At 71.4% G+C, this 23,870-nt stretch carries 22 protein-coding genes; 11 read left to right on the top strand and 11 right to left on the bottom strand.

Annotated elements, in window-relative coordinates; translation table 11 throughout:
- Nucleotides 1-65: 65 nt before the first annotated feature.
- Both AWC03_RS15900 and AWC03_RS15895 read left to right on the top strand, forming a co-directional pair.
- Nucleotides 66-1,598, top strand: coding sequence for a sensor histidine kinase (locus AWC03_RS15900; RefSeq protein WP_249025896.1), 1,533 nt, complete (start codon nucleotides 66-68; stop codon nucleotides 1,596-1,598).
- Nucleotides 1,595-2,035 carry a response regulator gene (locus AWC03_RS15895; RefSeq protein WP_085241678.1) on the top strand — a complete coding sequence of 147 codons (441 nt, stop codon included), beginning with the start codon at nucleotides 1,595-1,597 and terminating at the stop codon, nucleotides 2,033-2,035. The genes AWC03_RS15900 and AWC03_RS15895 overlap by 4 nt, the downstream gene beginning before the upstream one ends.
- Here the strand turns inward: AWC03_RS15895 and AWC03_RS15890 are convergent.
- Together AWC03_RS15890 and AWC03_RS15885 are read right to left on the bottom strand one after the other, a co-directional pair.
- On the bottom strand, nucleotides 2,025-3,239 hold the full coding sequence (locus tag AWC03_RS15890) for a CoA transferase (protein WP_085241677.1): 1,215 nt from the start codon (nucleotides 3,237-3,239) through the stop codon (nucleotides 2,025-2,027). The two genes, AWC03_RS15895 and AWC03_RS15890, sit on opposite strands and share 11 nt — an antisense overlap.
- Before the next feature lie 14 nt (nucleotides 3,240-3,253).
- Nucleotides 3,254-4,168, bottom strand: a complete 915-nt coding sequence (locus AWC03_RS15885; protein WP_085241774.1) for a class I SAM-dependent methyltransferase — start codon at nucleotides 4,166-4,168, stop codon at nucleotides 3,254-3,256.
- Between the two features lie 116 nt (nucleotides 4,169-4,284).
- On the opposite strand from AWC03_RS15885, the gene AWC03_RS15880 reads away from it, so the two are divergent.
- Nucleotides 4,285-5,895, top strand: a complete 1,611-nt coding sequence (locus AWC03_RS15880; RefSeq protein WP_142278406.1) for an AMP-binding protein — start codon at nucleotides 4,285-4,287, stop codon at nucleotides 5,893-5,895.
- A gap of 92 nt (nucleotides 5,896-5,987) precedes the next feature.
- Here the strand turns inward: AWC03_RS15880 and ctpC are convergent, their stop codons facing one another.
- The 4 genes from ctpC to AWC03_RS15860 all read right to left on the bottom strand — a co-directional run bounded on the left by ctpC (nucleotide 5,988) and on the right by AWC03_RS15860 (nucleotide 10,732).
- On the bottom strand, nucleotides 5,988-8,159 hold the full coding sequence (gene ctpC, locus AWC03_RS15875) for a manganese-exporting P-type ATPase CtpC (RefSeq protein WP_085241676.1): 2,172 nt from the start codon (nucleotides 8,157-8,159) through the stop codon (nucleotides 5,988-5,990).
- 11 nt (nucleotides 8,160-8,170) lie between these two features.
- Nucleotides 8,171-8,452, bottom strand: coding sequence for a DUF1490 family protein (locus AWC03_RS15870; protein ID WP_085241675.1), 282 nt, complete (start codon nucleotides 8,450-8,452; stop codon nucleotides 8,171-8,173).
- A 97-nt stretch (nucleotides 8,453-8,549) separates the two neighbouring features.
- The gene (locus AWC03_RS15865; protein WP_211279242.1) at nucleotides 8,550-9,272 is read right to left on the bottom strand and encodes a TIGR03089 family protein; all 723 of its coding nucleotides are present in this window, start codon (nucleotides 9,270-9,272) and stop codon (nucleotides 8,550-8,552) included.
- Nucleotides 9,260-10,732 carry an LCP family protein gene (locus tag AWC03_RS15860; RefSeq protein WP_085241674.1) on the bottom strand — a complete coding sequence of 491 codons (1,473 nt, stop codon included), beginning with the start codon at nucleotides 10,730-10,732 and terminating at the stop codon, nucleotides 9,260-9,262. The genes AWC03_RS15865 and AWC03_RS15860 overlap by 13 nt, the downstream gene beginning before the upstream one ends.
- A 99-nt stretch (nucleotides 10,733-10,831) precedes the next feature.
- On the opposite strand from AWC03_RS15860, the gene rfbD reads away from it, so the two are divergent.
- From rfbD to manB, 3 genes are read left to right on the top strand one after another with little or no spacing between them, the layout of a single operon-like run.
- Nucleotides 10,832-11,749, top strand: coding sequence for a dTDP-4-dehydrorhamnose reductase (gene rfbD / locus AWC03_RS15855; protein WP_085241673.1), 918 nt, complete (start codon nucleotides 10,832-10,834; stop codon nucleotides 11,747-11,749).
- A complete protein-coding gene (locus AWC03_RS15850) occupies nucleotides 11,742-12,641 on the top strand; it encodes a glycosyltransferase family 2 protein (protein ID WP_085241672.1) in 900 nt (299 codons plus the stop codon). The genes rfbD and AWC03_RS15850 overlap by 8 nt, the downstream gene beginning before the upstream one ends.
- Before the next feature lies 1 nt (nucleotide 12,642).
- Nucleotides 12,643-13,722, top strand: coding sequence for a mannose-1-phosphate guanylyltransferase (manB, locus tag AWC03_RS15845; RefSeq protein ID WP_085241671.1), 1,080 nt, complete (start codon nucleotides 12,643-12,645; stop codon nucleotides 13,720-13,722).
- Between the two features lie 84 nt (nucleotides 13,723-13,806).
- On the opposite strand, the gene AWC03_RS15840 is transcribed toward manB, so the two are convergent.
- The 4 genes from AWC03_RS15840 to cofD are packed head-to-tail and all read right to left on the bottom strand — an operon-like array spanning nucleotide 13,807 to nucleotide 18,272.
- Nucleotides 13,807-14,340: an NUDIX hydrolase gene (locus AWC03_RS15840; protein ID WP_085241670.1), complete on the bottom strand. Its 534-nt coding sequence runs from the start codon at nucleotides 14,338-14,340 to the stop codon at nucleotides 13,807-13,809.
- Nucleotides 14,337-15,923 (bottom strand): Eco57I restriction-modification methylase domain-containing protein, encoded by a 1,587-nt coding sequence (locus tag AWC03_RS15835; protein WP_085241669.1) that lies wholly within the window; start codon nucleotides 15,921-15,923, stop codon nucleotides 14,337-14,339. Before AWC03_RS15835 ends, AWC03_RS15840 begins: the two co-directional genes overlap by 4 nt.
- A gap of 10 nt (nucleotides 15,924-15,933) precedes the next feature.
- The gene (locus AWC03_RS15830; RefSeq protein WP_085241668.1) at nucleotides 15,934-17,274 is read right to left on the bottom strand and encodes a coenzyme F420-0:L-glutamate ligase; all 1,341 of its coding nucleotides are present in this window, start codon (nucleotides 17,272-17,274) and stop codon (nucleotides 15,934-15,936) included.
- Nucleotides 17,271-18,272: a 2-phospho-L-lactate transferase gene (gene cofD / locus AWC03_RS15825; protein ID WP_085241771.1), complete on the bottom strand. Its 1,002-nt coding sequence runs from the start codon at nucleotides 18,270-18,272 to the stop codon at nucleotides 17,271-17,273. The genes AWC03_RS15830 and cofD overlap by 4 nt, the downstream gene beginning before the upstream one ends.
- Before the next feature lie 352 nt (nucleotides 18,273-18,624).
- Here cofD and AWC03_RS15815 point away from each other — a divergent pair, with 352 nt between their 5' ends.
- Nucleotides 18,625-18,963: a WhiB family transcriptional regulator gene (locus AWC03_RS15815; RefSeq protein WP_085241667.1), complete on the top strand. Its 339-nt coding sequence runs from the start codon at nucleotides 18,625-18,627 to the stop codon at nucleotides 18,961-18,963.
- Between the two features lie 27 nt (nucleotides 18,964-18,990).
- Here the strand turns inward: AWC03_RS15815 and AWC03_RS15810 are convergent, their stop codons facing one another.
- On the bottom strand, nucleotides 18,991-19,413 hold the full coding sequence (locus AWC03_RS15810) for a metallopeptidase family protein (RefSeq protein WP_085241666.1): 423 nt from the start codon (nucleotides 19,411-19,413) through the stop codon (nucleotides 18,991-18,993).
- A gap of 172 nt (nucleotides 19,414-19,585) precedes the next feature.
- Here AWC03_RS15810 and AWC03_RS15805 point away from each other — a divergent pair, with 172 nt between their 5' ends.
- The 4 genes from AWC03_RS15805 to manA all read left to right on the top strand — a co-directional run bounded on the left by AWC03_RS15805 (nucleotide 19,586) and on the right by manA (nucleotide 23,870).
- Nucleotides 19,586-20,029: a DUF3499 domain-containing protein gene (locus AWC03_RS15805; RefSeq protein ID WP_085241665.1), complete on the top strand. Its 444-nt coding sequence runs from the start codon at nucleotides 19,586-19,588 to the stop codon at nucleotides 20,027-20,029.
- Nucleotides 20,030-20,140: 111 nt separating this feature from the next.
- Complete coding sequence (locus AWC03_RS15800) at nucleotides 20,141-21,538, top strand: phosphomannomutase/phosphoglucomutase (RefSeq protein ID WP_085241664.1); 1,398 nt, start codon at nucleotides 20,141-20,143, stop codon at nucleotides 21,536-21,538.
- Nucleotides 21,535-22,635: a TobH protein gene (locus AWC03_RS15795; protein WP_085241663.1), complete on the top strand. Its 1,101-nt coding sequence runs from the start codon at nucleotides 21,535-21,537 to the stop codon at nucleotides 22,633-22,635. The genes AWC03_RS15800 and AWC03_RS15795 overlap by 4 nt, the downstream gene beginning before the upstream one ends.
- Nucleotides 22,636-22,643: 8 nt before the next feature.
- A complete protein-coding gene (gene manA, locus AWC03_RS15790) occupies nucleotides 22,644-23,870 on the top strand; it encodes a mannose-6-phosphate isomerase, class I (RefSeq protein ID WP_085241662.1) in 1,227 nt (408 codons plus the stop codon).

Raw genomic sequence — 23,870 nt, 5'->3', positions numbered from 1 at the left:
GCGTGCGCCGCTTGCGGCTCTCGGAGCTCACCGTGCGCGGATGGCAGGCCCTGGTCCTGGTCAGCATGGGCGTGATGGTGCTGGCCGGCGCGGTGGTCGGCGCGCTGCTGCTGAACCGCACGGACGAGATGACCCACCAGCTCGTCGACAGCATCCAGCCGGCACGCGTGGCGGCCTTCCAGCTGCAGTCCGCGTTGCGTGACCAGGAAACGGGGATCCGCGGCTACCTGTTGGTCGGGGACCGGCAATTCCTCATGCCGTACTACGACGGGCAACACGCCGAACAGGCCGCGGCGCAAGAGATCCGGCGGCGGCTGAGCCAGCGCCCGGACCTCAGCACCGACCTCGCCGCCATCGAGGATGCCGCGGCGAACTGGCGGGCGAACTACGCCGAGCCGGTCATCGCCACGGTGATGCCCACCGGCAAGAACGTCGCGAGCAAGCCGTCGGCTGAGCGCGGAAAAGCCGAATTCGACCATCTCCGAACACTTTTCGAGAGGCAGAACGCGAACCTGTCGGCAGCGGCGGCGACCGGCGCGGCCGAACTCAAGCGCACGGACGCCTGGCGTGACCGGGTGTTCGGCGCGATGGTGTTGCTGTTCTTCGCCACGGCCGGGCTGCTGGGGTTCCTGATCCGGGACACGGTCGCCCGCCCGCTCGCGGCGCTGGCCGCGGCGTGCCGGCGGATCACTCAGGGCAACTTCGAGGAGAGCATCACACCGCCGAGGCGGCCCAAGGACGTTCGCGACATGGCGATCGACGTGGAGAACATGCGCAAACGGATGGTCGAGGAACTCGAGATATCGCGCTCGGCGCAGACGCAGCTGGACGAGCAGGCCGCCGAATTGCGCCGGTCCAACACCGAACTCGAGCAGTTCGCCTACGTCGCCTCCCACGACCTGCAGGAGCCGCTGCGCAAGGTCGCCTCGTTCTGTCAGCTGCTGGAGCGCCGCTACGGTGACAAGCTCGACGAGCGCGGCATCGAATACATCGGCTTCGCGGTTGACGGGGCCAAGCGGATGCAGGCGCTGATCAACGACCTGCTCACCTTCTCCCGCGTCGGCCGGCTCGGCACCACCGAAACCGACGTGGACCTCGATTCTGCGCTGGATTCCGGCCTGGCCAACCTGGCCGTCGCGATCGAGGAGTCGCACGCCGACATCGTGCGCCCGGACGCGCTTCCGCGGATCAAGGGCGACCCGACGCTGCTGACCATGCTCTGGCAGAACCTCATCGGCAACGCGGTGAAGTTCCGGCACAAGGATCGCCGGCCCCGCGTCGTGATCGAGTGCGCGCCGGGCACCGGCGATCACGACGGCGAATGGGTGATCACCGTGTCGGACAACGGCATCGGCATCCCGGCGGAGTTCGCCGACAAGGTCTTCGTCATCTTCCAGCGCCTGCACGGCCGCGACGTGTACGCCGGGACCGGCGTCGGGCTGGCCCTGGTCAAGAAGATCGTCGAGCACCATGGCGGCACCATTCGCATCGACACGTCCCGCACCGAGGGAACGCGATTCGAGTTCACCCTGCCCATGCCCGAGCCCGAGCCCGTCGGCGAAGAAGACTCAGACGCTTTGGAAGGAGCGCATCAATGACATCAGAAGGCAGGGCGATCGACATCCTGCTCGTCGAAGACGACCCGGGAGACGAGCTCATCACGCGAGAAGCGTTCGAGCACAACAAACTCCAGAACCGGCTGCACGTCGCGCACGACGGGGAGGAGGGCCTCGACTACCTCTACCAGCGCGGCAGGTTCGAGGATGCGCCGCGGCCCGACCTCATCCTGCTGGACCTGAACCTGCCGAAATACGACGGCCGCCAGCTGCTGGAGAAGATCAAGTCCGACCCGGACCTGGCCCGCATCCCGGTCGTGGTGCTCACCACCTCCTCGGCGGAGGAGGACATCCTGCGCAGCTACAAGCTGCACGCTAACGCCTACGTGACCAAGCCGGTCGACCTGGACCAGTTCATGAAGGCGGTCCGACAGATCGACGAGTTCTTCGTCCAGGTGGTGCGGCTGCCTAGCCAGTGACAGGTGACGAGGTGGTCTGCGGGGCGGTGAGGAACTCCTCGTTGTGCTCCCCGATGGCGGGCGGGGCGTCCATGGCCGCGGCGTCGAAACTCGAGTAGCGCGCGGGCATGCGCACCACCGTGACGCCGTCGTCGCCGCTGCCCACCCGCAGGGCTAGCTCGTTCTCCGCGAACAGCGGGGTGTCCACCACCTGTTTCCAGGTGTAGGCCAGGCAGGCCATCAGGCCGCCTTCCTGCAGCAGCTCGACCCATTCGGCCGCGGTCCTGGCGGCCAGCGCCGCCTCGAGTTCCGCGGTCAGCTCGGGGTAATTCATTGCGCGCGAACGCTGGTCGATGAACCGCTCGTCGGTCAGCAGGTCGGGGCGGCCGATGATCTGGCACAGCTTGGCCCAGTGCTTGGGCACGTACGCGCTGATCACCAGGTAGCCGTCGGCGGCCTTGAACGCGTCCGACGGCTGGGTCGCGAAGCCAACACCCTTGCGCTCCTTGGCTTTCGGCTCCGAGTCCGGCTTCGGTCCGGGCGCCTGGGCCGGCTTGTTCAGGTGGATCGTGAGCTGGCCGGCCTGCAGGTTGACCGCGACGTCGTACATGGCGACGCGCACCACGTCGGCCACCCCGTGGCGCTCCCGGTTGAGCAGCGCGGCCAGCACCGCCTGGGCCAGCACGTGCCCGCTGGCGGCGTCGACGAGCTGGAACGGGATGATCTGCGGTTTGCCGCTCGGCGTCGGCATCCCGGTGGTCATGCCCGACTCGGCCGCGACCATCAGGTCCACGCCCGGCCTGCTGCCGTGCGGGCCGTTGCCGCCGTAGGCCGACAGCCGCGCGTAGATGAGCCGGGGGTTGCGGGCGCGCAGGTCGTCGGGGCCCAGGCCCATGCGTTCCATCACGCCGGGGCGAAAGCCCTCCAGCACCACGTCGGCGGTGTCGACCAGCCGCAGGATCTGCTGCTTGGCCTCCTCGTCGGTGAGGTCCACCGCCACCGATTTCTTGCCGCGGTTGTGCGGCAGGAACAGGGTGGGCAGCGGCGGGCGACCGGGCAGGACCGCGGTGATCTGCCGGGCGGCCTCGCCGTGGGGTGCCTCGACCTTGATGACCTCGGCGCCCAGGTCGGCCAGCACCTGCCCGGCCAGCGGCCCGGCGATGTTCTGGGTGAAGTCGAGTACCCGGAATCCGTCAAGGGGCTTGGCGGGGGTGCTGTCTGCCATGGGTGGCCTTCCTGTCATTCGGCCTTGGTCAAGACCCCAGTGCAGTAGTAGTTCTGGGCGAACGGGGCGCCGGGGTCGGTGCGCTGCAAAGGTAACCCGTTGTCGGCCAACAGCTGATTCAGGGGTGTGCGGACGGTGCGCCAGCCGTGCCGCTCCAGGTGTGTCGCGGCGTCGGTGCGCTCGCCCGGGAAGCCCAGGTCGCCCAGCGCGATGTCCAGGCCGTTGTCCCGCCACTTCTGGCTGGCGGCGTTCAGGGCGTCACCGTTGGTGCCGGAGTTGATGAAGACCTCGGCGACCAGGCGGCTGCCGTCGGCGCTGAGCGCGGTGATGTCGTCGAGCAGCCGGTCCTGCGCCTCGGGCGGCAGGAAGCCGAGCAGACCCTCGGCGGCCCAGGCGGCGGGCCGCCCCGCGTCGAAGCCGGTCTGGCGCAGCGCCGAGGGCCAGTCGTGCCGCAGGTCGATCGGGACGGCCCGGACCGTGGCGGTGGGCTCGGCGCCGAACTCGGCGATGGTGGCGGTCTTGAATTCGATGACCTGCGGCTGGTCGATCTCGAACACCGTGGTGCCCGACGCCCACGGCAGCCGGTAGGCCCGCGCGTCCAGACCCGAGGCCAGGATGACCACCTGGCGGATGCCGGCGGCGCCGGCCTCGGCGAAGAACGCGTCGATGTAGCGCGTGCGCGCGGCCAGCATGTCGGTCATGCGCTGCATGCCCCACGGGGCGCCGGGCTCGTCGACGTCGGCGGAGCTCAACTCACCGGCGGCCCATCGCGTCATGAAGTCGACGCCGACGGCGCGCACCAGTGGCTCGGCGAACGGGTCGTCGATCAGCCCGTCCCGGGTGGCCCGGGCCCGTCCGGCCGCCACCATGGTGGCGGTGGCCCCCACGCTGGTGGCCAGGTCCCAGGTGTCGTTGTCAGTGCGCGTCATCGGCATTGCCCCTTTCCGGCGAGTCGTTAGCCAGAATAACGATGGTGACCAAAGGCCCCACCCGGTAGTGGCGTTGCGCCCTTATCCGGGACCGCGGCGGGCGGCAGCATCGACGTGTGCAGACCCTGCGACTTGTCGGGCGTGCGGGCTTGGAGGCCCGGTCGCTCCTGCTCTATGCCCGCTCCGGGGGCCTGCGGTTGGTCGCACCCGGACAAGTCTTCTCGGTCCTGCGCGCCGTGCGGCGCTACGGCCTGCTTGGGGCGGCGACGGCGATCGCCGCCGGACGAGACCCCGATGGCGTGGCGCTGATCGACGAGCGCGGACCCCTGACGTTCGGTGAGCTGGACGCGCGGACAAACGCCCTGGCCAACGAGTGGCGGCGGCGCGGCCTGGGCCCGGGCCACGCCGTGGCCATCCTGGTGGGCAACCACCGTGGCTTCCTGGAGGCGGTGTACGCCGCCGCCAAGTGCGGCGCCGGCGTCCTGATGCTCAACACCGGCTTCGGCGCCGCCCAGCTCGCCGGGATGCTGTCCCGGGAACGCGCCGACCTGCTCGTCTACGACGAGGAGTACGACGCCGTCGTCGCCGACGTGCACCCGAGGCTGGGCCGGATCCGGGCCTGGACCCAGACGCCCGACCCCGACAGCCTCGACGCGCTGATCGAGCGCGGCGATCCCGGCCCGCCGCCGTCGGGTGGGCGGCCCAGGATCGTCATCTCGACCAGCGGGACGACCGGCACCCCGAAGGGCGCCGCGCGTTCGGAACCCAGTTCGCTGATACCGGTCGGCGGCCTGCTCGGCAAGGTGCCGTTCCGCGGCCGGGAAGTCACCGAATGCTGTGTGCCGCTGTTTCATTCGATGGGCTTCAGCCACGCGATGTACGCGATGGTGCTGGGCTCGACCCTGGTGGTCCGCCGCCACTTCGACCCCCGGCAGGCGCTGGCGAGCGTGGCCGCGCACCGGGCCAGCGCCATGATCGTCGTCCCGATCATGTTGCGGCGCATCCTCGATCTGGGGCCGGCGGCCCTTTCCGGGCACGACCTGTCCTCGCTGCGCATCGTGTTCGTCGGCGGTTCCCAGCTCGGTGCCGCGCTGGCCACCCGGGCGCTCGAGGCGCTGGGCCCCGTGGTCTACAACATGTACGGGTCCACCGAGGTCGCCTACGCCACCATCGCCACGCCCGCCGACCTGGCCGTCGCGCCCGGATGCGTGGGCGCGGTGGTGCCCGGATCGGTCGTCAAGATCCTCGGCGACGACGGCGGCGAGCTGGCGCCGGGGACGCCGGGGCGGATCTTCGTCGGCAATGTGCTGGCCTTCGAGGGATACACCGGCGGCGGCACCAAGGAATCGATCCGGGGGCTGATGTCGACCGGCGACGTCGGCCATTTCGATTCCGCTGGCAGGCTTTTCATCGACGGCCGTGACGACGAGATGATCGTCTCCGGCGGGGAGAACGTGTACCCCGGCGAGGTCGAGGACGCGCTTGCGCATCATCCCGACATCGTCGACGTCGCGGTCGTCGGCGTCGACGACGAGGAGTTCGGCCAGCGGTTGCGCGCCTATGTCGTGGTCCGGCCGGGCGCGGCGCTGACCGAGCGCGACGTCCAGGATTACGTCCGAGAGCGGTTGGCGCGCTTCAAAATCCCGCGCGATGTGCTGTTCGTCGACGCGCTGCCGCGCAACGCGGGCGGCAAGGTGCTCAAGCGGGTGCTGAACAGCCAGGCTTGACACGGTGGTGTTACCAATGGTTTTCGCCGCGAAACTGCATTCCGCGACGCGTTCGCCGAGTAATGCCGTCGCCAGTTGCAGTTTCGCGGCGGTTAAAGGCGATACCTGATCAGCCGTGAGCTGTTGGCCACCACCGCGACCGACGACGCGTTGTGCAGGATCGCGGCCAGCACGGGGGACAGGGCCCCGCCGGCGCCGATGATCAGGCCCGCCGCGTTGACCGCGATGGACATGCCGTAGTTCTCCCGGATGACGTCGACGGCGCGGGCGCCGAGATCGCGCACGTCGAGCAGGCGGTGCAGGTCGTCGTTGGCCAGCGCCACGTCGGCGGTCTCGACGGCGACGTCGGTTCCGGCCAGGCCCATGGCGATCCCGATGTCGGCCGCCGCCAGCGCCGGTGCGTCGTTGATGCCGTCACCGACCATGCCGACCACGTAGCCGTCGTCCTGCAGCCCGCGCACCACCTCGAGCTTGTCCTCCGGCATCACCTCGGCGCGCCACTCGTCGATGCCCAACTCCTCGGCCACGACCCGGGCGATGTCGGGGTGATCGCCGGTGAGCATGACGATGCGGCGAACGCCGTTGTCCCGCAGCTTCTTCAGCACCTCGACCGCCTCGGACCGCACCTCGTCGCGCAGGCTGATCAACCCGACCAGCTTGCCGTCGACCGCGAGCAACAGCGGCGTCTCGGCCTGGCGGCGCAGCCGGTCCACCCACTCCGACGCCTTCTTGGACACCCTGACCTGTTCGGCGCGCAGCAGCCCGGGACTGCCGAGCAGCAGGGTGCGGCCGTCGGCCCAGGTCCGCATGCCCAGGCCCACCAGCACCTCGCACTCCTCGTGCGGCGGGATGGTGATCTGGCGTTCCTCGGTCGAGCGGATCACCGCCTCGGCGAGCGGGTGCCGCGAGTGGATCTCCGAGCTGGCCGCGTACGCCAGCACCTGCTCGGGTTCCCAATCCTTGTGCAGGGCAACGATGTTGGTGACCACCGGGCGGCCGACGGTCAGTGTCCCGGTCTTGTCGAACACGATCGCGTCCACCCGGCCGGCCCGCTCGAGGTGCGAGCCGCCCTTGATCAGGATGCCGCGGCGCGCGCCGTTGCCGATCGCGGCGCTGATCGCCGTCGGGGTGGACAGGCCCACCGCGCAGGGGCAGGCGATCAACAGCATGGTCATCGCGCGGCGTACGTCGCCGGTGACCGCCAGGGTGAGAGCGGACACGATGAACGAGGTGGGAACGAAACGGCGGGAGAAGGTTTCGCCGACCGTCTGGATGGGCGCGCGGTCGTGTTGGGCCTCCTCGACCCGGGTGATGATGCGCCCGATCGCGGTCTGGTTGCCGACGGCCTGGGCGCGCACCACCAGGCGTCCGCGCACCACGACCGACCCGGCGTGCACGTGCGCGCCGACCATGACCGACACCGGCAGGTTCTCACCGGTGATCGCGGACTGGTTGACGATCGCCTCGCCGTCGACCACCTCGCCGTCCACCGGTATCGCGACGTGGTCGTGGATGACCACCTCGTCGCCGATCTGCACGCCGTCGATGGGGACCTGCACCTCGGCTCCGTCGGCCAGCCGGATCCAGGCCGTGTCCTGGCTGCCGCGCAGCAGTTCCGAGATGGCCCGCCGGGTCCGGCGCAGGGTGAGGTCTTGCAGGTACTCGCCGATGTTGAGCAGCCACAGCACGGTGAGCGCCACCACGTTCTCGCGCAGCACCAGGCTGGCCACCGTCGCCGCCGAAACCAGGGCGTCCGTGCCGGCCCGGCCGGCGCGCAGCGAGCGCAGCGCGCCGCTCAGGAACGGGTAGCCGGTGAAGACCGTGACCCCGGTGGCCAGTGCCCGCCCGTTGGGGCCGAGCAGGGGAGGTCGGGCGAAGACGTAGCGGCGCACGCCGAGCAGCGCGAGCGCCGCGCCGCCGACGACCATCCGCAACACGTCGGTGTTGCGGATCTCCGACGAATGCGGCGCGCGTGCGGGGATCAGCTCGGCGGCGACGTGGGCGGCGGAGCCGATCGCCGCCAGCACCGCGGCGCGGTCGCAGCGCCGCGGCGAATACCAGACGACGACCGATCCGGTGCGCGGGTAGGCGTGCACCACCCGCACGCCGTCCTGCTGGGCGACGGCCTCCTCGACGGCGACCGCGCGCCGGGAGCTGCGCCGGACCCATTCGACGGACACCCGCATCCGTCCGGCGGCATCGGAAACGATCTGCAGCGCAGGGTCTTTCGAGGAGACCGGCTCCAGGGCGGGGGCGAGCGCCATCTGCGCGGCGATCAGTGGTCGTGCTGGTGGACGTCGGTCACCGCGGGCGTGGGGGCTTCCTCGCCGATGCGTTCCCGGGCCTCGGCCATCACGTCGGCGATCTTCAATCGGGCTGACTCGGCGGCCTCCTCGGCCTTGCGGGTCCCGCGCAGCCCGAGTTCGGCGGCCGACACCGCGGTCTCGTGCAGCGGGGCCTTGGCCACGGCCTTGCGCACCACCTCGTAGGCCGTCACGCCGACAAGGCCGGTCAGCACCGTCGATGCCGCCTTCGCCAAGAGCGCGTATCCCGCCATTGCCCGGACCTCCTCGTCGTCGCAGCGTCAGCTCATGCTCGCTCGACGTTAACATCGAAATATTGCGATATCAATATGAATCGGGCCCGGTCTGGGGCTACAGCACCCGGGTGACCTTTTCGGTCTCGATCCGGCGCGGCAGCGCCGACGGGTCGGGGTGGGCCACCTGCACCAGCGACGCGCCGACGGCCAGGACCGCCAGCAGGCCGTCCACCAACTCCGCGGGTCCGGACCAGGCGGCGGTGGAAAGGACCCGGTCGGCGGCCGTCAAATCCCTTGCCGCCGCAGAGGTCTGGCAATCGGCAAGCACCTCGTCGACGGATCGGCCGGCCAGCGCGGGACCGGGATGGCGTTCGGCGAGGATCTGGTCGCCGTGCACCCGCACGGCCGTGGCGTAGTCGGTGACCCCGATCGGCAGGTCGGGGACCGGGCGGCCGAACGGGTCCAGCGAGAGCACCGCCACCTCACCCCCCGACGCCGCCACGGCGGAGTCCGCCGCGTCGAGCCGTTCGCCGGTGCACAGCGCGATCTCCGCCTCGCCGGCGAACACCGCCTCGGCGCCGATCCACCACACCCCGAACAACGCGGCCGCGGTCTGCCAGTGCGCCGGCAGCAGGATCGCGACCCTGCTGCCCGGCCCGGCACCCAGCTCGTCGCGCAGCAGGTTGCCGGTCTTGGCCGCCCAGTTGGCCAGCGTCGCTGCGGACAACTCGATCCGCTCGCCGGTCGCGTCGTCGTAGTAGGTGATCCGCGGGCCGACCGGGTCGGCCCGCAGCATCGGGTCGAGGATCGCGCCGGACAGCGTGCTCAGTTGATGCACTCGGGCTTGTCGGAACCGGCGGTCAGGATCGGCGAGGGTGCGGGCGCGTTCGGGTCGGGCGCCACCGCACCGACGTTGGACACCTTGGCGGGCATCACCGACCCGGTGCCGGACAGGCCCGAGCCGGGGCCGGTGTAGTCGTTGGCCAGCACCACCCGGACCGAGCCCGCCGCGACGGACGGATCGGCGACCACCGGCAGCCCGCCCAGCTCCTTGGCCACCTCCTGGGCGCCGAGGTCGTCGCTCTTGGCGGCCCGCACCTGGCTGCCCTTGACGTGGCCGCCGTCGTTGTTGCCGACGGTGCCCGCGCCGAACCCCTTGGCGCTCAGCACCTCCGAGACGGCCGATGCCAGGCCGTTGATGTCGGTGTCGTTGACCACGCTGGCGGTCGTCTTCGCCGGGGTGTAGGCGATCTCCTCGGTCTTGCCCTGCTCCTGGTCGTGCAGCAGCCCGTTGACCCAGTCCTGGACCTGGCGCGGGTCCACGCGCACCACGCTCTGCATGCCGTCGTCGCTCCAGCCGGCCCCGTCCAGCACCGGAATGGTGGCGAACGCGACGTTGCCGCCGGCCAACTTCTGCATCTGCTGGACGAAATCCATGACGTCCCAACCCGAGGAGATCACCACCGAGCGCTGCACGGCCGCCTCCAGCCGTTTGACCGTGGTGGGGCTGGACAGTGTCTTGCCGGAGATGACGCGGTGGGCCAGCGAGGCCATCACCACCTGCTGGCGCACCACCCGGTCGAGGTCGCCGCGCGGCAACTCGTGGCGCTGGCGGACGAAGCTGAGCGCCTCCGGCCCGTCGAGCCGCTGGGGGCCGGCCGGGAAGTCGGCGCCCGAAAGGGGCTCGAACACCGGCTCTTTGAGGCAGACGTCCACGCCGCCGAGCGCGTCGGTGATCAGGGAGAAGCCGAGCAGGCCGATCTCGGCGTAGTGGTCGACGGTGACGCCGGTGAGGTCGGCGACGGTCTTGATCAGGGCCTCGCGCCCGGCCTCGGTGCCCTGCGCCGCCGCGTCCTCGGCCGAGTCGCCGGCCTTGACCAGGTTGGCGCGCTTGGCCTCGCGGGTCTGGCCGTAGACCCCGTTGATCTTCGTCTTGCCCAGCCCGGGGGCCGTGACGTAGGAGTCGCGGGGGATCGAGATGGCGGTCGCCGACTTCCCGTTGTTGGGGATGCGGATCAGGATGATCGTGTCGGTGTTGGTGGCTTCCTCGTCGCCGGCCCGCAAGGTCGCCAGCTCCTCCTGCGACAGCGGGTTGCCGTGGGCGTCGGTGCGGCTGTCGAGGCCGACCAGCAGGATGTCGATGGCGCCGTCGTCGCCGCCCTTGCCGAGCGAGGGTGCGGACATGTGAAAGATGCCGTCCTCGAAGGACCGCACGTTGCTCCACGCCAGCCCGGTGCCGAGGACGACCGCGAGCGTGAGCACGGTCGCAATCACACGAATCACACGATGCACAGGCATCCCACTAGATTACTTGCGACCCACGCGCTTCGCGGGTAGCGAAGCCCCGCGTGCCCCGGGCGTTCGCCCGTGCTCTCCCGGGCATGCCAGACTCAGACCATGTCGAGCAGGATCGTGATCGCCGGTGTCGGAGGGCAGCTGGGTGGCTTTTTGAGCTCGCTGGCGACCGGTGAGGGCCGCGACGTCCTGGCGCTGACGTCGTCGCAGTGGGACATCACCGACCCCGCCGCGGCCGAGCGGATCGTCCGGCGGGGCGACGTGGTGCTCAACTGCGCGGCCTACACCAACGTCGACGCCGCCGAGAGCGACGAGGCCGGCGCCTACGCCGTCAACGCCACCGGACCCGAGAACATCGCCAAGGCCTGCGCCCGCGCCGGCGCCCGGTTCATCCACGTCTCCACCGACTACGTCTTCAACGGGGACTTCGGCGGCGCCGACCCGCGCCCCTACGAGCCCAGCGACCCGACCGCCCCCGCGGGCGTGTACGGCCGCAGCAAGCTCGCCGGCGAGCAGGCCGTGCTGGAGGCGCTGCCGGAGGCTGTCGTCGTCCGCACCGCCTGGGTCTACACCGGCGGTGACGGCAAGGACTTCGTCGCCGTCATGCGCCGGCTGGCCGCGGGCGACGACCCGGTGCGGGTGGTGCACGACCAGGTCGGGTCGCCGACCTACGTGGGCGACCTGGCGGCCGCCCTGCTGCAGGTCGCCGACGACCGCGTGCCCGGCCCCATCCTGCACGCCGCCAACGAGGGCGCGGTGTCCCGCTTCGAGCAGACCCGGGCGATCTTCTCCGAATGCGGCGCCGACCCGGAGCGGGTGCAGTCGGTCAGCACCGCGGAGTTCCCCCGCCCCGCGCCGCGGCCCAGCTACTCCGCGCTGTCGGGACGGGAGTCCGCCGCGGCGGGACTGCGGCCGCTAAGGCCGTGGCGCGCCGCACTTGTCGCGGCGCTGGCCGCCCCGAACACCAACGCGGCAACCACGGTCGCCGCCGATCGACCGTTACCCTCTACGCGTGACTGACGTCCTGCCGGTCGTGACGGTGACCTACTCGCCGGGCCCACACCTCGAGCGTTTCCTGGCCTCGTTGTCGCTGGCCACCGAGCGACCCGTGTGCGTGGTGATGGCCGACAACGGCTCCACCGACGGGACCCCGCAGGCCGCGATCGAGCGTTACCCCAACGTGCGGCTGTTCCACACCGGGGCCAACCTCGGCTACGGGACCGCGGTCAACCGCGCGGTCGCGCAGCTCGCCGAGACGCCGGACGTGGACGACGACTGGGTGATCGTGGCCAACCCGGACGTGCAGTGGGGCCCCGGCAGCATCGACGCCCTGCTGGAGGCCGCCACCCGGTGGCCGCGCGCCGGGGCGCTGGGCCCGCTCATCCGCGATCCCGACGGTTCGGTGTACCCGTCGGCGCGCCACCTGCCGAGCCTGGTCCGCGGCAGCATGCACGCGGTGGTCGGCCCGATCTGGAAGCGCAACCCGTGGACGGCGGCCTACCGCCAGGAGCGGCTGGAGCCCACCGAACGCGCGGTCGGCTGGCTGTCCGGGTCCTGCCTGCTGGTCCGCCGGTCCGCGTTCGCCCAGGTCGGCGGGTTCGACGAGCGCTACTTCATGTACATGGAAGACGTCGACCTCGGGGACCGGCTGGGCCGGGCCGGCTGGCTGAGCGTCTACGTGCCGTCGGCCGAGGTGCTGCACCACAAGGGGCACTCCACCGGGGGCGACCCGGCGAGCCACCTGGCGGCGCATCACGAGAGCACCTATATGTTCCTCGCGGACCGGCATTCGGGTTGGTGGCGGGCGCCGCTGCGCTGGGTGCTGCGGGCCGCGCTGGCGCTGCGTTCCCGCCTGATGGTGCGCGGGGCGCTGCGCAGTCGGAGACGGAAACTGGCGGAAGGGCGGCGCTGAGATGGCTAACCCGCAAGTCGATGCCGTGATCCTGGTCGGCGGCAAGGGGACCCGGCTGCGGCCGCTGACGCTGTCGGCGCCCAAGCCCATGCTGCCCACCGCGGGGCTGCCCTTCCTGACGCACTTGCTGTCGAGGGTCGCCGCGGCGGGCATCGAGCACGTCATCCTGAGCACCTCGTATCAGGCCGCGGTGTTCGAGGCGGAGTTCGGCGACGGGTCCAAGCTGGGCCTACAGATCGAATACGTCACCGAGGACCGGCCGCTGGGGACCGGCGGGGGCATCGCCAACGTCGCCGACCACCTGCGCCACGACACCGTGATGGTGTTCAACGGCGACGTCCTCTCGGGTGCCGACCTGGGCCAGATGCTCGACTTTCATCGCAGCAACCGGGCCGACGTCACCCTGCACCTGGTCCGGGTGGGCGACCCGCGGGCCTTCGGCTGCGTGACCACCGACGAAAACGGCCGCGTCACGGCCTTTTTGGAGAAGACGCAGGACCCGCCCACCGATCAGATCAACGCCGGCACCTACGTGTTCGCGCGCGACATCATCGACCGCATCCCGCGCGGGCGCGAGGTGTCCATCGAGCGCGAGGTGTTCCCCGCGTTGCTCTCCGACCCGGACGTCAAGGTGTGCGGCTACGTCGACGCCACCTACTGGCGGGACATGGGCACACCGGAAGACTTCGTGCGCGGTTCGGCGGACCTGGTGCGCGGCATCGCGCCGTCGCCGGCCCTGCACGGTCACCGCGGCGAGCAGCTGGTGCACGACGGCGCGGCGGTGTCGCCGGGCGCGGTGCTGGTGGGCGGAACCGTCGTCGGGCGGGGCGCCGAGATCGGACCCGGCGTCCGGCTGGACGGCGCCGTGATCTTCGACGGCGTCAAGGTCGAGGCGGGCAGCGTGATCGAGCGCTCCATCATCGGCTTCGGTGCCCGCATCGGCCCGCGGGCGCTGATCCGCGACGGCGTGATCGGCGACGGCGCCGACATCGGCGCGCGCTGCGAGCTGCTGCGCGGCGCCCGGGTCTGGCCCGGCGTCTCGATCCCCGATGGCGGCATCCGGTATTCCAGCGACGTCTAGGCGCACTCGGCGTGTTGTGGCGCCCGAGCGTGAAACTAATCTCACGCTCGACGTCCGGCGTGAAATTAGTTTCACGCTCGGCGGCTAAACGCGGGCCCGCGAGACCAAATACGCCAGCGCGTGGTCGGCGTCGTCGGGCAGCGCGTCGGCCGGCCACCACTGCAAGTCCTCCGACTCGTCGCTGATCGCGATCCGCGCGCCGGCCGGCGCGTGCGCGACGAACTGCAGATCCAGGTGGCGGGTGGGCACGCCCAACGAGCAGGTGACCGGGTGGACGTGGATGGCCGCCAGCCGCGGCTCGATGCGCAGGCCCTCGACGCCGGACTCCTCGGTGGCCTCGCGCAGCGCCGCGGCGAGGAGGTCGCCGTCGTCGTCGTCGCAGTGGCCGCCGAGTTGCACCCAGCGGCCCAGGCGGGGGTGCAGGGTGAGCAGCACCCGGTCGCCGGTGTGGTCGAGCACCAGCGTCGAGGCGGTGACGTGGCCCGGCACGCATTCGCGGCGACAGGCGTCGGGACGGTGGAGCACGAACGCCAGGACCGCGTGCCGCAAAGCGTCCTGCGCCGGGTCCGGGGCCTGCCAGTCGGACAGCAACGCGATCGCCGACTCCCGCACGCTCATCGGCAACCCCGTCGTTTGCGGCGGTCCCGCAGCGCGACCCACGCCGCGCGGCACTGCGCCACCGCCTCCGGCGCGAGCCCCAGCCCGTCGATCAGGACGTGGCGGTCGACGAGGTCGAGCGCCTTGTCGGTCTCGTTGGCCTTCAACAGCAGGTCGACGTCACCGGCGAGCTCGGGGCCGGCGAGCGCCGGTGGGGGAATGGGCAGCTGCTCGGCTTCGCGGGGCTCCAGCTCCAAGATGCCCCCGCCGTAACTGCGGCCGAGGATCTCGGCGAAGGCGAACGTCGCGCTGTTGTGGAACACCGCGGCCAGGGCGGCGGGGTCGGTCTGGGGGTACACCCCGGCGGCGAGCCGGACCCGGTGCACCGTGTCGGTGCTCGTCGCCGCGGCGGCGTTGACGGTCAGCCGCGGCGTCAGGTGGATCTGGCGCAACAGGAACAGGTCGGGAACCCACAGCGAGGGCGTGCTCCACCACGGCGTGCGGATCGAGCACTTGTAGCCGCGGTCCACCCCGGCGGCCGCACCGGCGTCGATGTGCGCGGCCAGGGCGGGGTCGGCCGGGTCGCGCGGCGCGTTGAGCAGCCAGCCGCGGTGCCCGGCGGCGATATCGCCTGCCCGGCAATCGGTGTCGTAGACCAGGCCGGACAACTGCGCGCTGCGCGAGACCAGCGGGACGCAGTGGGGCAGCAGCCCCAGCGCGCGGGCCTGCGCATCGGTGAACGTGAAGAAGCTGTTGCGCCCCGTCACGATGCCCACATCCACCTCGGCGACCGACCCCAGGCGGGTGATCGCCGCCGACGCCTTGAGCGCGCGCAGCAGCCGGATCGCGGCCGGGTCCAGGAAGTAGGTGGTCCACTTCTCGTTCTCGTGCAGCAGCGCCGGCGCCGCTTCGACGCCGAGGTCCGCCCCCGCGAGCCCGTCGGTGTCGGCCAGCCCGACCGTGCGGACCCGGGCGGGGCCGGGGCCGGCGACCCCGCAGAACAACACGACCTCCTGCAGGATGCCGTCGAACACCAACCGCTCAAACGTCACCAGCGTGATGTCACTGAAGCGGCTCAGCAGGAACTCGCGCAGCGGCGCGGCGTAGGTGACCTGTAGCAATTCGGCGGGCAGCACCAGCCCCACCCGGCCGCCGTCGCGCACGAGCATCGAGCTCGCCACCACGAAGGGGACCCAGGCGTTGGTCAGCCGGGTGGGTCGCAGGCCCGCGCGCCGCATCAGCTCCAGCGCGGGGGCGCGCTGCTCGGCCGCCCAGTTGCCGAACCGGATGTAGGGCGGATTGCCCGCGACCCCGTCCCAGCCGCCGGGATCGGCGGTGGCGAGCCAGGTGAACAGGTTGGCGGTGTCGACGGGAGCGAATTCGCGTGCCCTGGCCGCCTCTTCGGCGACGAGCTCGACGCCGCGGGCCCCATCGCCGAGGGCGGCCAGCTCGCGCAGGATCGCCCCGTCGCCGCAGGAGGGCTCCAGGACGCGGGGCCCGGCTTCGCGCACCCACCGGGCGAGGAACCGGGCCACCGGCGCCGGCGTGTAGTAGCCGCCGCGGGCCTTCTCGGCGGACGCCGCCGCCTTGCCCGCGAACTTCATCAGCCCAGTATCACTTGCGGATCAACAAGTCCCCGGCGTCCGCCGGGTCGCGTGCCCCGGCGGGGTCCTCCGGATAACCGATCGCCACGGCGCCCAGCGGCTCCCAGTCGGCGGGCAACTCCAGCTCCGCGCGCACCAGGTCGGCGGCGAAGATCGTCGAGCCGATCCAGCAGCTGCCCACCCCTCGCACGGCCAGCGCGACCAGCAGGGCCTGCACGGCCGCCCCGACCGCCACGGTGAACATGGTGTGCTCGGCGTCGGTGCGGGCGGCGTCGGGATACGTGTGCGCGCCTTCGGGCACCAGCATCGGGATGACGACCTCGGGTGCGTCGTAGAGGATCTGGCCGCGCGCCACCCGGCGTTGCACCGAGTCGGCCGGCCTGCCGTCGCCGGCGAGGTCGGCGCGCCACTTGTCTTTCATCCGGTCCAGCAGCTGGGTGCGGACGCCAGGTGTTTGCAGCCAGACGAACCGGACCGGTCGCGTGTGGTGCGGGGCCGGCGCGGTGAGGGCCTCGGCGACGGCGGCTTCGATCAGCTCCGGCGGCACCGGCTCGGCGGTGAACCGGCGCACCGATCGGCGCAGCAGCTGCGCCTGGCGGCGCCCCATGTCGAGGGCCTCGGCGGTGCCGAGCCAGAACAGGTCTTCCTCGCCGGGCCGCAGCAGTTGCCGCGCGGTCGAGCCGTCGTCGGACACGGCAAGGCCGCGCACCACCGCGACCGGCATCGCGGTCAATTTGCCCTTCACCAGATCGGCCGCCGCCGCGACCTCGTCGGCGACCGCGATCTCGGTGACCACCAGTTCGTTGCCGTGGCGGTCGACGGTCCCCGAATAGCCGTGCAGCACAGCCATACCGGCCGACCCGACCGCCGCGTCGATCTGGCCGTTGCGCCAGGCGCGGCCCATCGTGTCGGTGATGACCACCGCGACGTCGACACCGAGCCGGTCGGCCAGGCCGGCGCGCAGGGCCGCGGCGCTGTCGTCGGGGTCGACCGGCAGCAGCGCCAGTTCGTCGCGGCCCACGTTGGATCCGTCCACCCCCGCGGCGGCCTGGATCAGACCGATCCGGTTCTCGGTGATCAGGGTGCGGCCCTTGCGCGCCAGCACCCGCACCGCCTCCTCCTCGACGAGCTTGCGCCGGAGCTGGTCCCGCTCCTCGGCGTCCCGCGGCGCCGGCACCAGCCGGCCCTCGCACTTGGACACCACCTTGCTGGTCACCACCACGACGTCGCCGTCGCGCAGCCAGGGTGCGGCCGCGGCCAGCGCCGCGCTCAGGTCGTCGCCGGGGCGGAACTCGGGAAGCCCGGCGACGGGCAGGATCTCGACCGCCGCGCCGGTGCCGTGCTCAGTCACGGGCTCACACCCGCGAGGTCGAGCCCGGCGCGGACCATCTCGGCCGTCGCCTTGGGGTCGGTCATCAGCAGCGGTACGGCGCGCACCGCCACGCCGTCGATGTCTGCGTGGTCGCCCTCGTGCACCAGCCAGCAGTCCAGGATCCCGGTGCCGCCGCGCGCCCCGTAATGCCGGCCGACCGCCTCCGCGGTGGAGTCCACCCCGATCACCGACAGGCACGCATCGGCCATGCCACGCAAGGGTTTTCCACCGATGATCGGGGAGTAGCCGACGACCGGGGCGGCCGCCGAGCGCAACGCCGCGCGGATGCCGGGCACGGCCAGGATGGCGCCGACGCTCACCACCGGGTTGGACGGCGCCAGCAGGATGACGTCGGCGTCGGCGATGGCAGCGACAGCTTCACTTGTGGCGGTGGCTTTTTCGGCGCCGATGAAGGCGAAGCTGTGCGTGGGCACGCCGGCCCGATAGCGCACCCACCACTCCTGGAAGTGGATCGCGCGCCGGGTGCCGTCGTCCGGATCGGTGATCACCACGTGCGTCTCGCAGCGGTCGTCACTGGCCGGCAGCAACCGGGCACCGGGTTGCCAGCGATCACACAGCGCGGTGGTGATCTGCGACAGCGGGTAGCCGGCGCCCAGCATCTGGGTGCGCACCAGGTGGGTGGCGATATCCCGGTCGCCGAGGCCGAACCAGTCCGGCTGCACGCCGTAGCGGGCCAATTCTTCTTTGGCGTGCCAGGTTTCGTCGCGGTGACCCCACCCGCGCTCCGGGTCTACGCCTCCACCTAAGGTGTACATGCAGGTGTCCAAGTCCGGGCAGACCCGCAGTCCATGAATCCAGGCGTCGTCGCCGATGTTGACGATTGCATTAAGTTCGTGGTTGTCGGCTCCCGCGTCTGGGTGCTGTTGCGTTGCGAACTGACCCAGCCCGAGCAACTGTTGAATCCCCAGCAGGAAGCGGGCGCCGCCAACCCCACCGACCAGAACGGTGACCTTCACGTGCACGACAGTACTGCCCGACGACCGTGTGATGGCCGCCCCGTTACGCGGCCCTTAAGCGTAGTCGCGGGCAGTGTGATCGACACGCCGAATGCGCAAAACAACGGAAACGCCGTAATTCGGTCACGAGATGGTATGGAAATGCGCCGTAATGCTTGACCCGGCAGATCAACCCGTGTCTAATCACAACAGTGTCATTTCCCGGTTGGCCGGCCGGTTCCGGTGTCGCAGACCGAGATTCGATCACTTGTTCGAATTGTCTGTACACATCAGAAAAGTGGGAACCACTCACTCTCTCAATCGATCTGAGGAGGCGGACGACCGTATGTCTTACGAACATCTTCGAGGAGTCATGGCGAGCACGCCGCACACCCCTATCGGCTCGGCGCCGGTCCGACCCGTTCGGCCGCACCTGACCGTGGTTCCTGATGCGCCAGTCGCATTCGAGCCCGAGCCGTTGCCGGAGCCAGTTGCGGACCAATGGCAGGACCGGGCGCTGTGCGCCCAGACCGACCCCGAGGCCTTCTTCCCGGAGAAGGGCGGGTCGACCCGCGAGGCCAAGAAGATCTGCCTGGGGTGCGAGGTACGTCATGAGTGCCTGGAGTACGCCCTGGAGCACGACGAGCGCTTCGGCATCTGGGGCGGCCTGTCCGAACGGGAGCGCCGTCGCCTCAAGCGCGGCATCATCTAAGGCGCCGAAGGCGCCGACGCGCCAGGGTTATTCGTCGTCGATCGTCGGGTCGATGACCGACGGCTCGACATCGAGGTAGATGGCTACCTGGGCCACCAGTATCTCGTGCAGCAAATCACCGAGTTCGACGGTGTCTTTGGCCCGTCGCTCAATAGGCTTGCGGAACAGGACAATTCGCGCCCGCGTGGCGTTGCCGCGGACGTCGACGCCGGCCGGGATCAATCGCGCCAGCGGGATCGGCCCGTCGGCCACGACCTCCGGCGGCCACTGCACGCTGTCGGGATCCTTGGCCGCGATGCGGGGGATCTCATCGACCGCCACGTCGAGCTCGGCGAGGCGGGCCTGCCAGTGCCGCTCGATGGGCTCGTAGGCCTCCAGCACCGCCATGTCGAACCGCTCGGCCCGGCTGCGCCACCCGGGCACCGTCGGCGGCAGCAGCGGGCCGCGCACGTCGCGGCCCCGCCGGCTGGACCGGTGGGAAGCGAATCGGCCCGGGGACCGACCCCTCCGCGGGGAGCTGCGCGAATCGCCCACGCGCCGATGGTAACGGTTGAACATCGGCGGTCCGCCGGTTGCGCGTGTCCGGCGCTTCACGAGCGTTTGCGCACGATAGCCTTTCGGCGTGAACGTTCCCCGTCGCTGTTGCCGGCCCGGGTGTCCGCACTACGCCGTAGCGACCCTGACGTTCGTCTACTCGGACTCCACGGCGGTGGTCGGGCCACTCGCGACCGCGCGGGAGCCGCATTCGTGGGACCTGTGCGTCGGCCATGCCGGCCGGATCACCGCGCCCCGCGGGTGGGATCTCGTGCGCCACGCCGGGCCCCTCTTGTCCGAGCCCACGCATCCCGATGAGGACGACCTGGTCGCCCTGGCTGACGCGGTGCGCGAAGGTGGCGATCGGGGCGTGCCGTACGCCGCAACCCCGGTGAACGGCTTCGCCGACCCGCACCTTCATCACGGCGGGTCGCAGGCCACCGCGCCGAGCAGCAGCGTGCTCGCGCCGCCCGAGCATCGGTCCGGCCGGCGCCGCGGGCATCTGCGGGTGTTGCCCGACCCCAGTGACTAGGCGACCGCGATCCGCGCCCACCGCTGCGGTCGGTGTTTCCCGCGGGCCGATAGGCTGACGGCCAAGAGGCGAAGGAACGCGAACCCGTTCAAGGCGTCAGGAGGCCCCCGCATGTCTCGGCTCGCCGCGACCGTCCACCGTGTCGTCAAGGCTTACGACGTGCGAGGGCTGGTCGGTGAAGAGCTCGACGAGCCGCTGGTCACCGCCCTGGGGGCGGCGTTCGCCAGGCTGATGCGCGGCGAGGGTGCGCGGCAGGTGGTGATCGGCCACGACATGCGCGACAGTTCGCCCGCGCTGGCCGCGGCCTTCGCCTCCGGGGTGCTGGGCCAGGGCCTGGACGTGGTGCGGATCGGCCTGTCCTCGACCGACCAGCTCTACTTCGCCTCCGGTTCGCTGGACTGCCCCGGCGCGATGTTCACCGCGAGCCACAACCCCGCCGCCTACAACGGGATCAAGCTGTGCCGGGCGGCCGCCAAGCCGGTCGGCGCGGAGAGTGGCCTGCGCACCATCAGCGAGGACGTGATCGCCGGGGTGCCGGCGTATGCCGGGCGGCCGGGAACCGTCACCGACCGCGACGTGCTCGACGACTACGGGGTGTTCCTGCGTTCGCTGGTGAGCACGTCGGGGCTGCGGCCCCTGCGGGTGGCCGTGGACGCCGGCAACGGCATGGCCGGTCTCACCGCGCCCGCGGTGCTCGGGGCGATCGGTTCGATCACCTTGCTGCCGTTGTACTTCGAGCTCGACGGCTCGTTCCCCAACCACGAGGCCAACCCACTGGACCCGGCCAACCTGGTCGACCTGCAGGCCTACGTGCGCGAGACGGGTGCCGACCTCGGGCTGGCCTTCGACGGGGACGCCGACCGCTGCTTCGTGGTCGACGAACGCGGCCGGCCGGTGTCGCCCTCGACGGTGACCAGCCTGGTGGCCGCCCGCGAGCTGGGCCGGGAGATCGGCGCGACCATCATCCACAACGTGATCACGTCGCGCGCGGTGCCGGAGTTGGTCGCCGAACGCGGCGGCACGCCGCTGCGCTCCCGCGTCGGGCACTCCTATATCAAGGCGATGATGGCCGACACCGGCGCCATCTTCGGCGGCGAACACTCGGCGCACTATTACTTCCGCGACTTCTGGGGCGCGGACTCCGGGATGCTGGCGGCGCTGTACGTGCTGGCCGCCCTCGGCGAGCAGGACCGGCCGCTGTCGGAGCTGACCGCCGACTACCAGCGCTACGAATCGTCCGGCGAGATCAACTTCACCGTCGCCGACGCGGCGCTGTGCACGGAGGCGGTGCTGAAGTCCTTCGGCAGCCGGATCCACTCCATCGACCACGTGGACGGGGTGACCGTCGACCTGGGCGGCGGCAGCTGGTTCAACCTGCGCAGCTCCAACACCGAGCCCTTGCTGCGGCTCAACGTGGAGGGGCGCACCACCGAGGACGTCGACGCGGTGGTGGCCCAGGTCCGCGCGGAGATCGAGGCGCAGTCGGCGCCCGCCGGGGCCGCCCCGTGAGCGCCGTGCGGGCGATCGATCTCGAGGACACCGACGGTCTGCTGGCCGCCGACCGGGACGGCCTGCTGCGCTCGGCGTCGTCGACCGGCGCGCAGGTGCGCGCGATCGCCGCGGCGGTCGACGAGGGCGCGCTGGATTCGCTGCGGACCGACGACCGGCCGCGCAGCCTGATCTGGGTCGCCGGCCGCGGCGCCGCCGACTCCGCCGGTGCCATGCTCGCCGCGACGGTGGGCGGTGCGGCCTCCCAGCCGATCGCGCTGACCGCGGAGGTTCCGCCGTGGGTCGGCCCCCTCGACGTGCTGGTCGTCGCCGGCGACGACCCGGGCGACCCCGCTCTGGTCAGCGCGGCGGCGACCGGCGTGCGGCGCGGGGCGCGGGTCGTGGTCGCCGCGCCGTACGAGGGGCCGATGCGGGATTCCACGGCCGGGCGGGCGGCGGTGCTGGCGCCGCGCCTTGACGTGCCCGACGAGTTCGGGTTGTGCCGGTACCTGGCCGCCGGCCTGGCCGTCCTGCAAACCGTGGACCGGCGACCGGGCATCGACCTGCGGGCGCTGGCCGACGAGCTGGACGCCGAGGCGCTGCGCAACAGCGCGGGTCGCGAGCTGTTCACCAACCCGGCTAAGACCATCGCCGCGCGCCTGGCCGACCGTCAGGTGGCGCTGGCCGGCGACTGCGCCGCGACGCTGGCGCTGGCCCGGCACGGCAGCTCGGTGCTGCTGCGGATCGCCCATCAGGCGGTTGCCGCCGCCGGATTGCCCGACGCCGTCGTCGCGCTGCGCGCAGGCGCGTCCGCCGGGTTCGTGGATCCCGCCGAGGCGCTGTTCCACGACGAACAGATCGACGGCCCGCTGCCCCAGCGGCTGCTGGTGCTGGCGCTGACCCTGTCCGCCGAACAGCCGGTGGTGGCGGCCCGCACCGCGGGGCTCGACGACGTGTACCTGCTGGCCGCCGAGGACGTGCCCGACGGACCCGGCGGCTCGGCCGGCTCCACCGTCGCGCCGGCGTTGGGCGGGGCCATCAGCGCCGAGCAGCAACTGGCAGTATTGGCCGTCCGGCTGGAGATGGCCGCGGTTTATGCGCGACTGGTGCGGGGATAGATAGAACAGTGGAATTGCTTCGCGGAGCGTTGCGGACGTACGCCTGGGGATCACGCACCGCCATCGCGGAATTCACCGGGCGGACGGTCCCGGCCGCCCACCCCGAGGCCGAGCTCTGGTTCGGCGCCCACCCCGGCGACCCCGCCTGGCTGGAGACCGACCATGGCGAGATCACGCTGCTCGACGCGCTCGTCGAAGACCCGGAGGGCCAGCTCGGCCCCGGGGCGCGCGCCCGCTTCGGAGACATGTTGCCGTTCCTGGTCAAGGTGCTCGCGGCCGACGAGCCGCTGTCCCTGCAGGCCCACCCGAGCGCGGCGCAGGCGGCCGAGGGCTACCTGCGCGAGGAGCGGCTGGGCATCCCGCTGAACTCCCCGGTGCGCAACTACCGCGACACCTCGCACAAGCCCGAGGTGCTGGTCGCGCTGCAGCCGTTCGAGGCGCTCGCCGGATTCCGTCAGGTCACCCGCACCGTCGAGCTGCTGCGGGCCCTGGCCGTCTCCGACCTCGACCCGTACATCGAGTTGCTCAACGACCAGTCCGACGCCGACGGCCTGCGCGCGCTGTTCACCACCTGGATCACCGCACCCCAGCCCGACATCGACGTGCTGGTGCCCGCGGTGCTCGACGGCGCCATCCAGTACATCAGCTCCGGGGCGACCGAATTCGCCGGCGAGGTCAAGACGGTGCTGGAACTCGGGGAACGCTATCCCGGCGACGCCGGGGTGCTGGCGGCGCTGTTGCTGAACCGCATCACGCTGGCCCCGGGCGAGGCGATCTTCGTGTCGGCCGGCAGCCTGCACACCTACCTGCGCGGGTTCGCGGTGGAGGTGATGGCCAACTCCGACAACGTGTTGCGGGGCGGCCTGACCCCCAAGCACGTGGACGTGCCCGAGCTGCTGCGGGTGCTCGACTTCACCCCGACCACCGAGGCTCAGGTGCGGCCCCGCGTCCACCGCGAGGGCTTCGGCCTGATCTACGAGACCCCGGCCGAGGAGTTCGCGGTGGCGCTGCTCGAGCTCGACGGCGACTACCTGGGCCACGAGGTCGACGCCACCTGCAGCCACGAGGGCCCGCAGATCCTGCTGTGCACCGAGGGCTGCACGACCGTGCACGGCAAGTCCGGGTCGCTGACCCTGCAGCGGGGGATGGCCGCCTGGGTGGCGGCCGACGACGCCCCGATCCGGCTGGTCGCGCGCGAACCCACCAAGCTGTTCAGGGCGACCGTAGGGCTGTAA

The sequence above is a fragment of the Mycobacterium europaeum genome (assembly GCF_002102155.1).
Classification (GTDB): Bacteria; Actinomycetota; Actinomycetes; order Mycobacteriales; family Mycobacteriaceae; genus Mycobacterium; species Mycobacterium europaeum.
The sequence above is the reverse complement of the archived record's forward strand: the minus strand, read 5'-3'. Positions and strand labels throughout refer to the sequence as shown.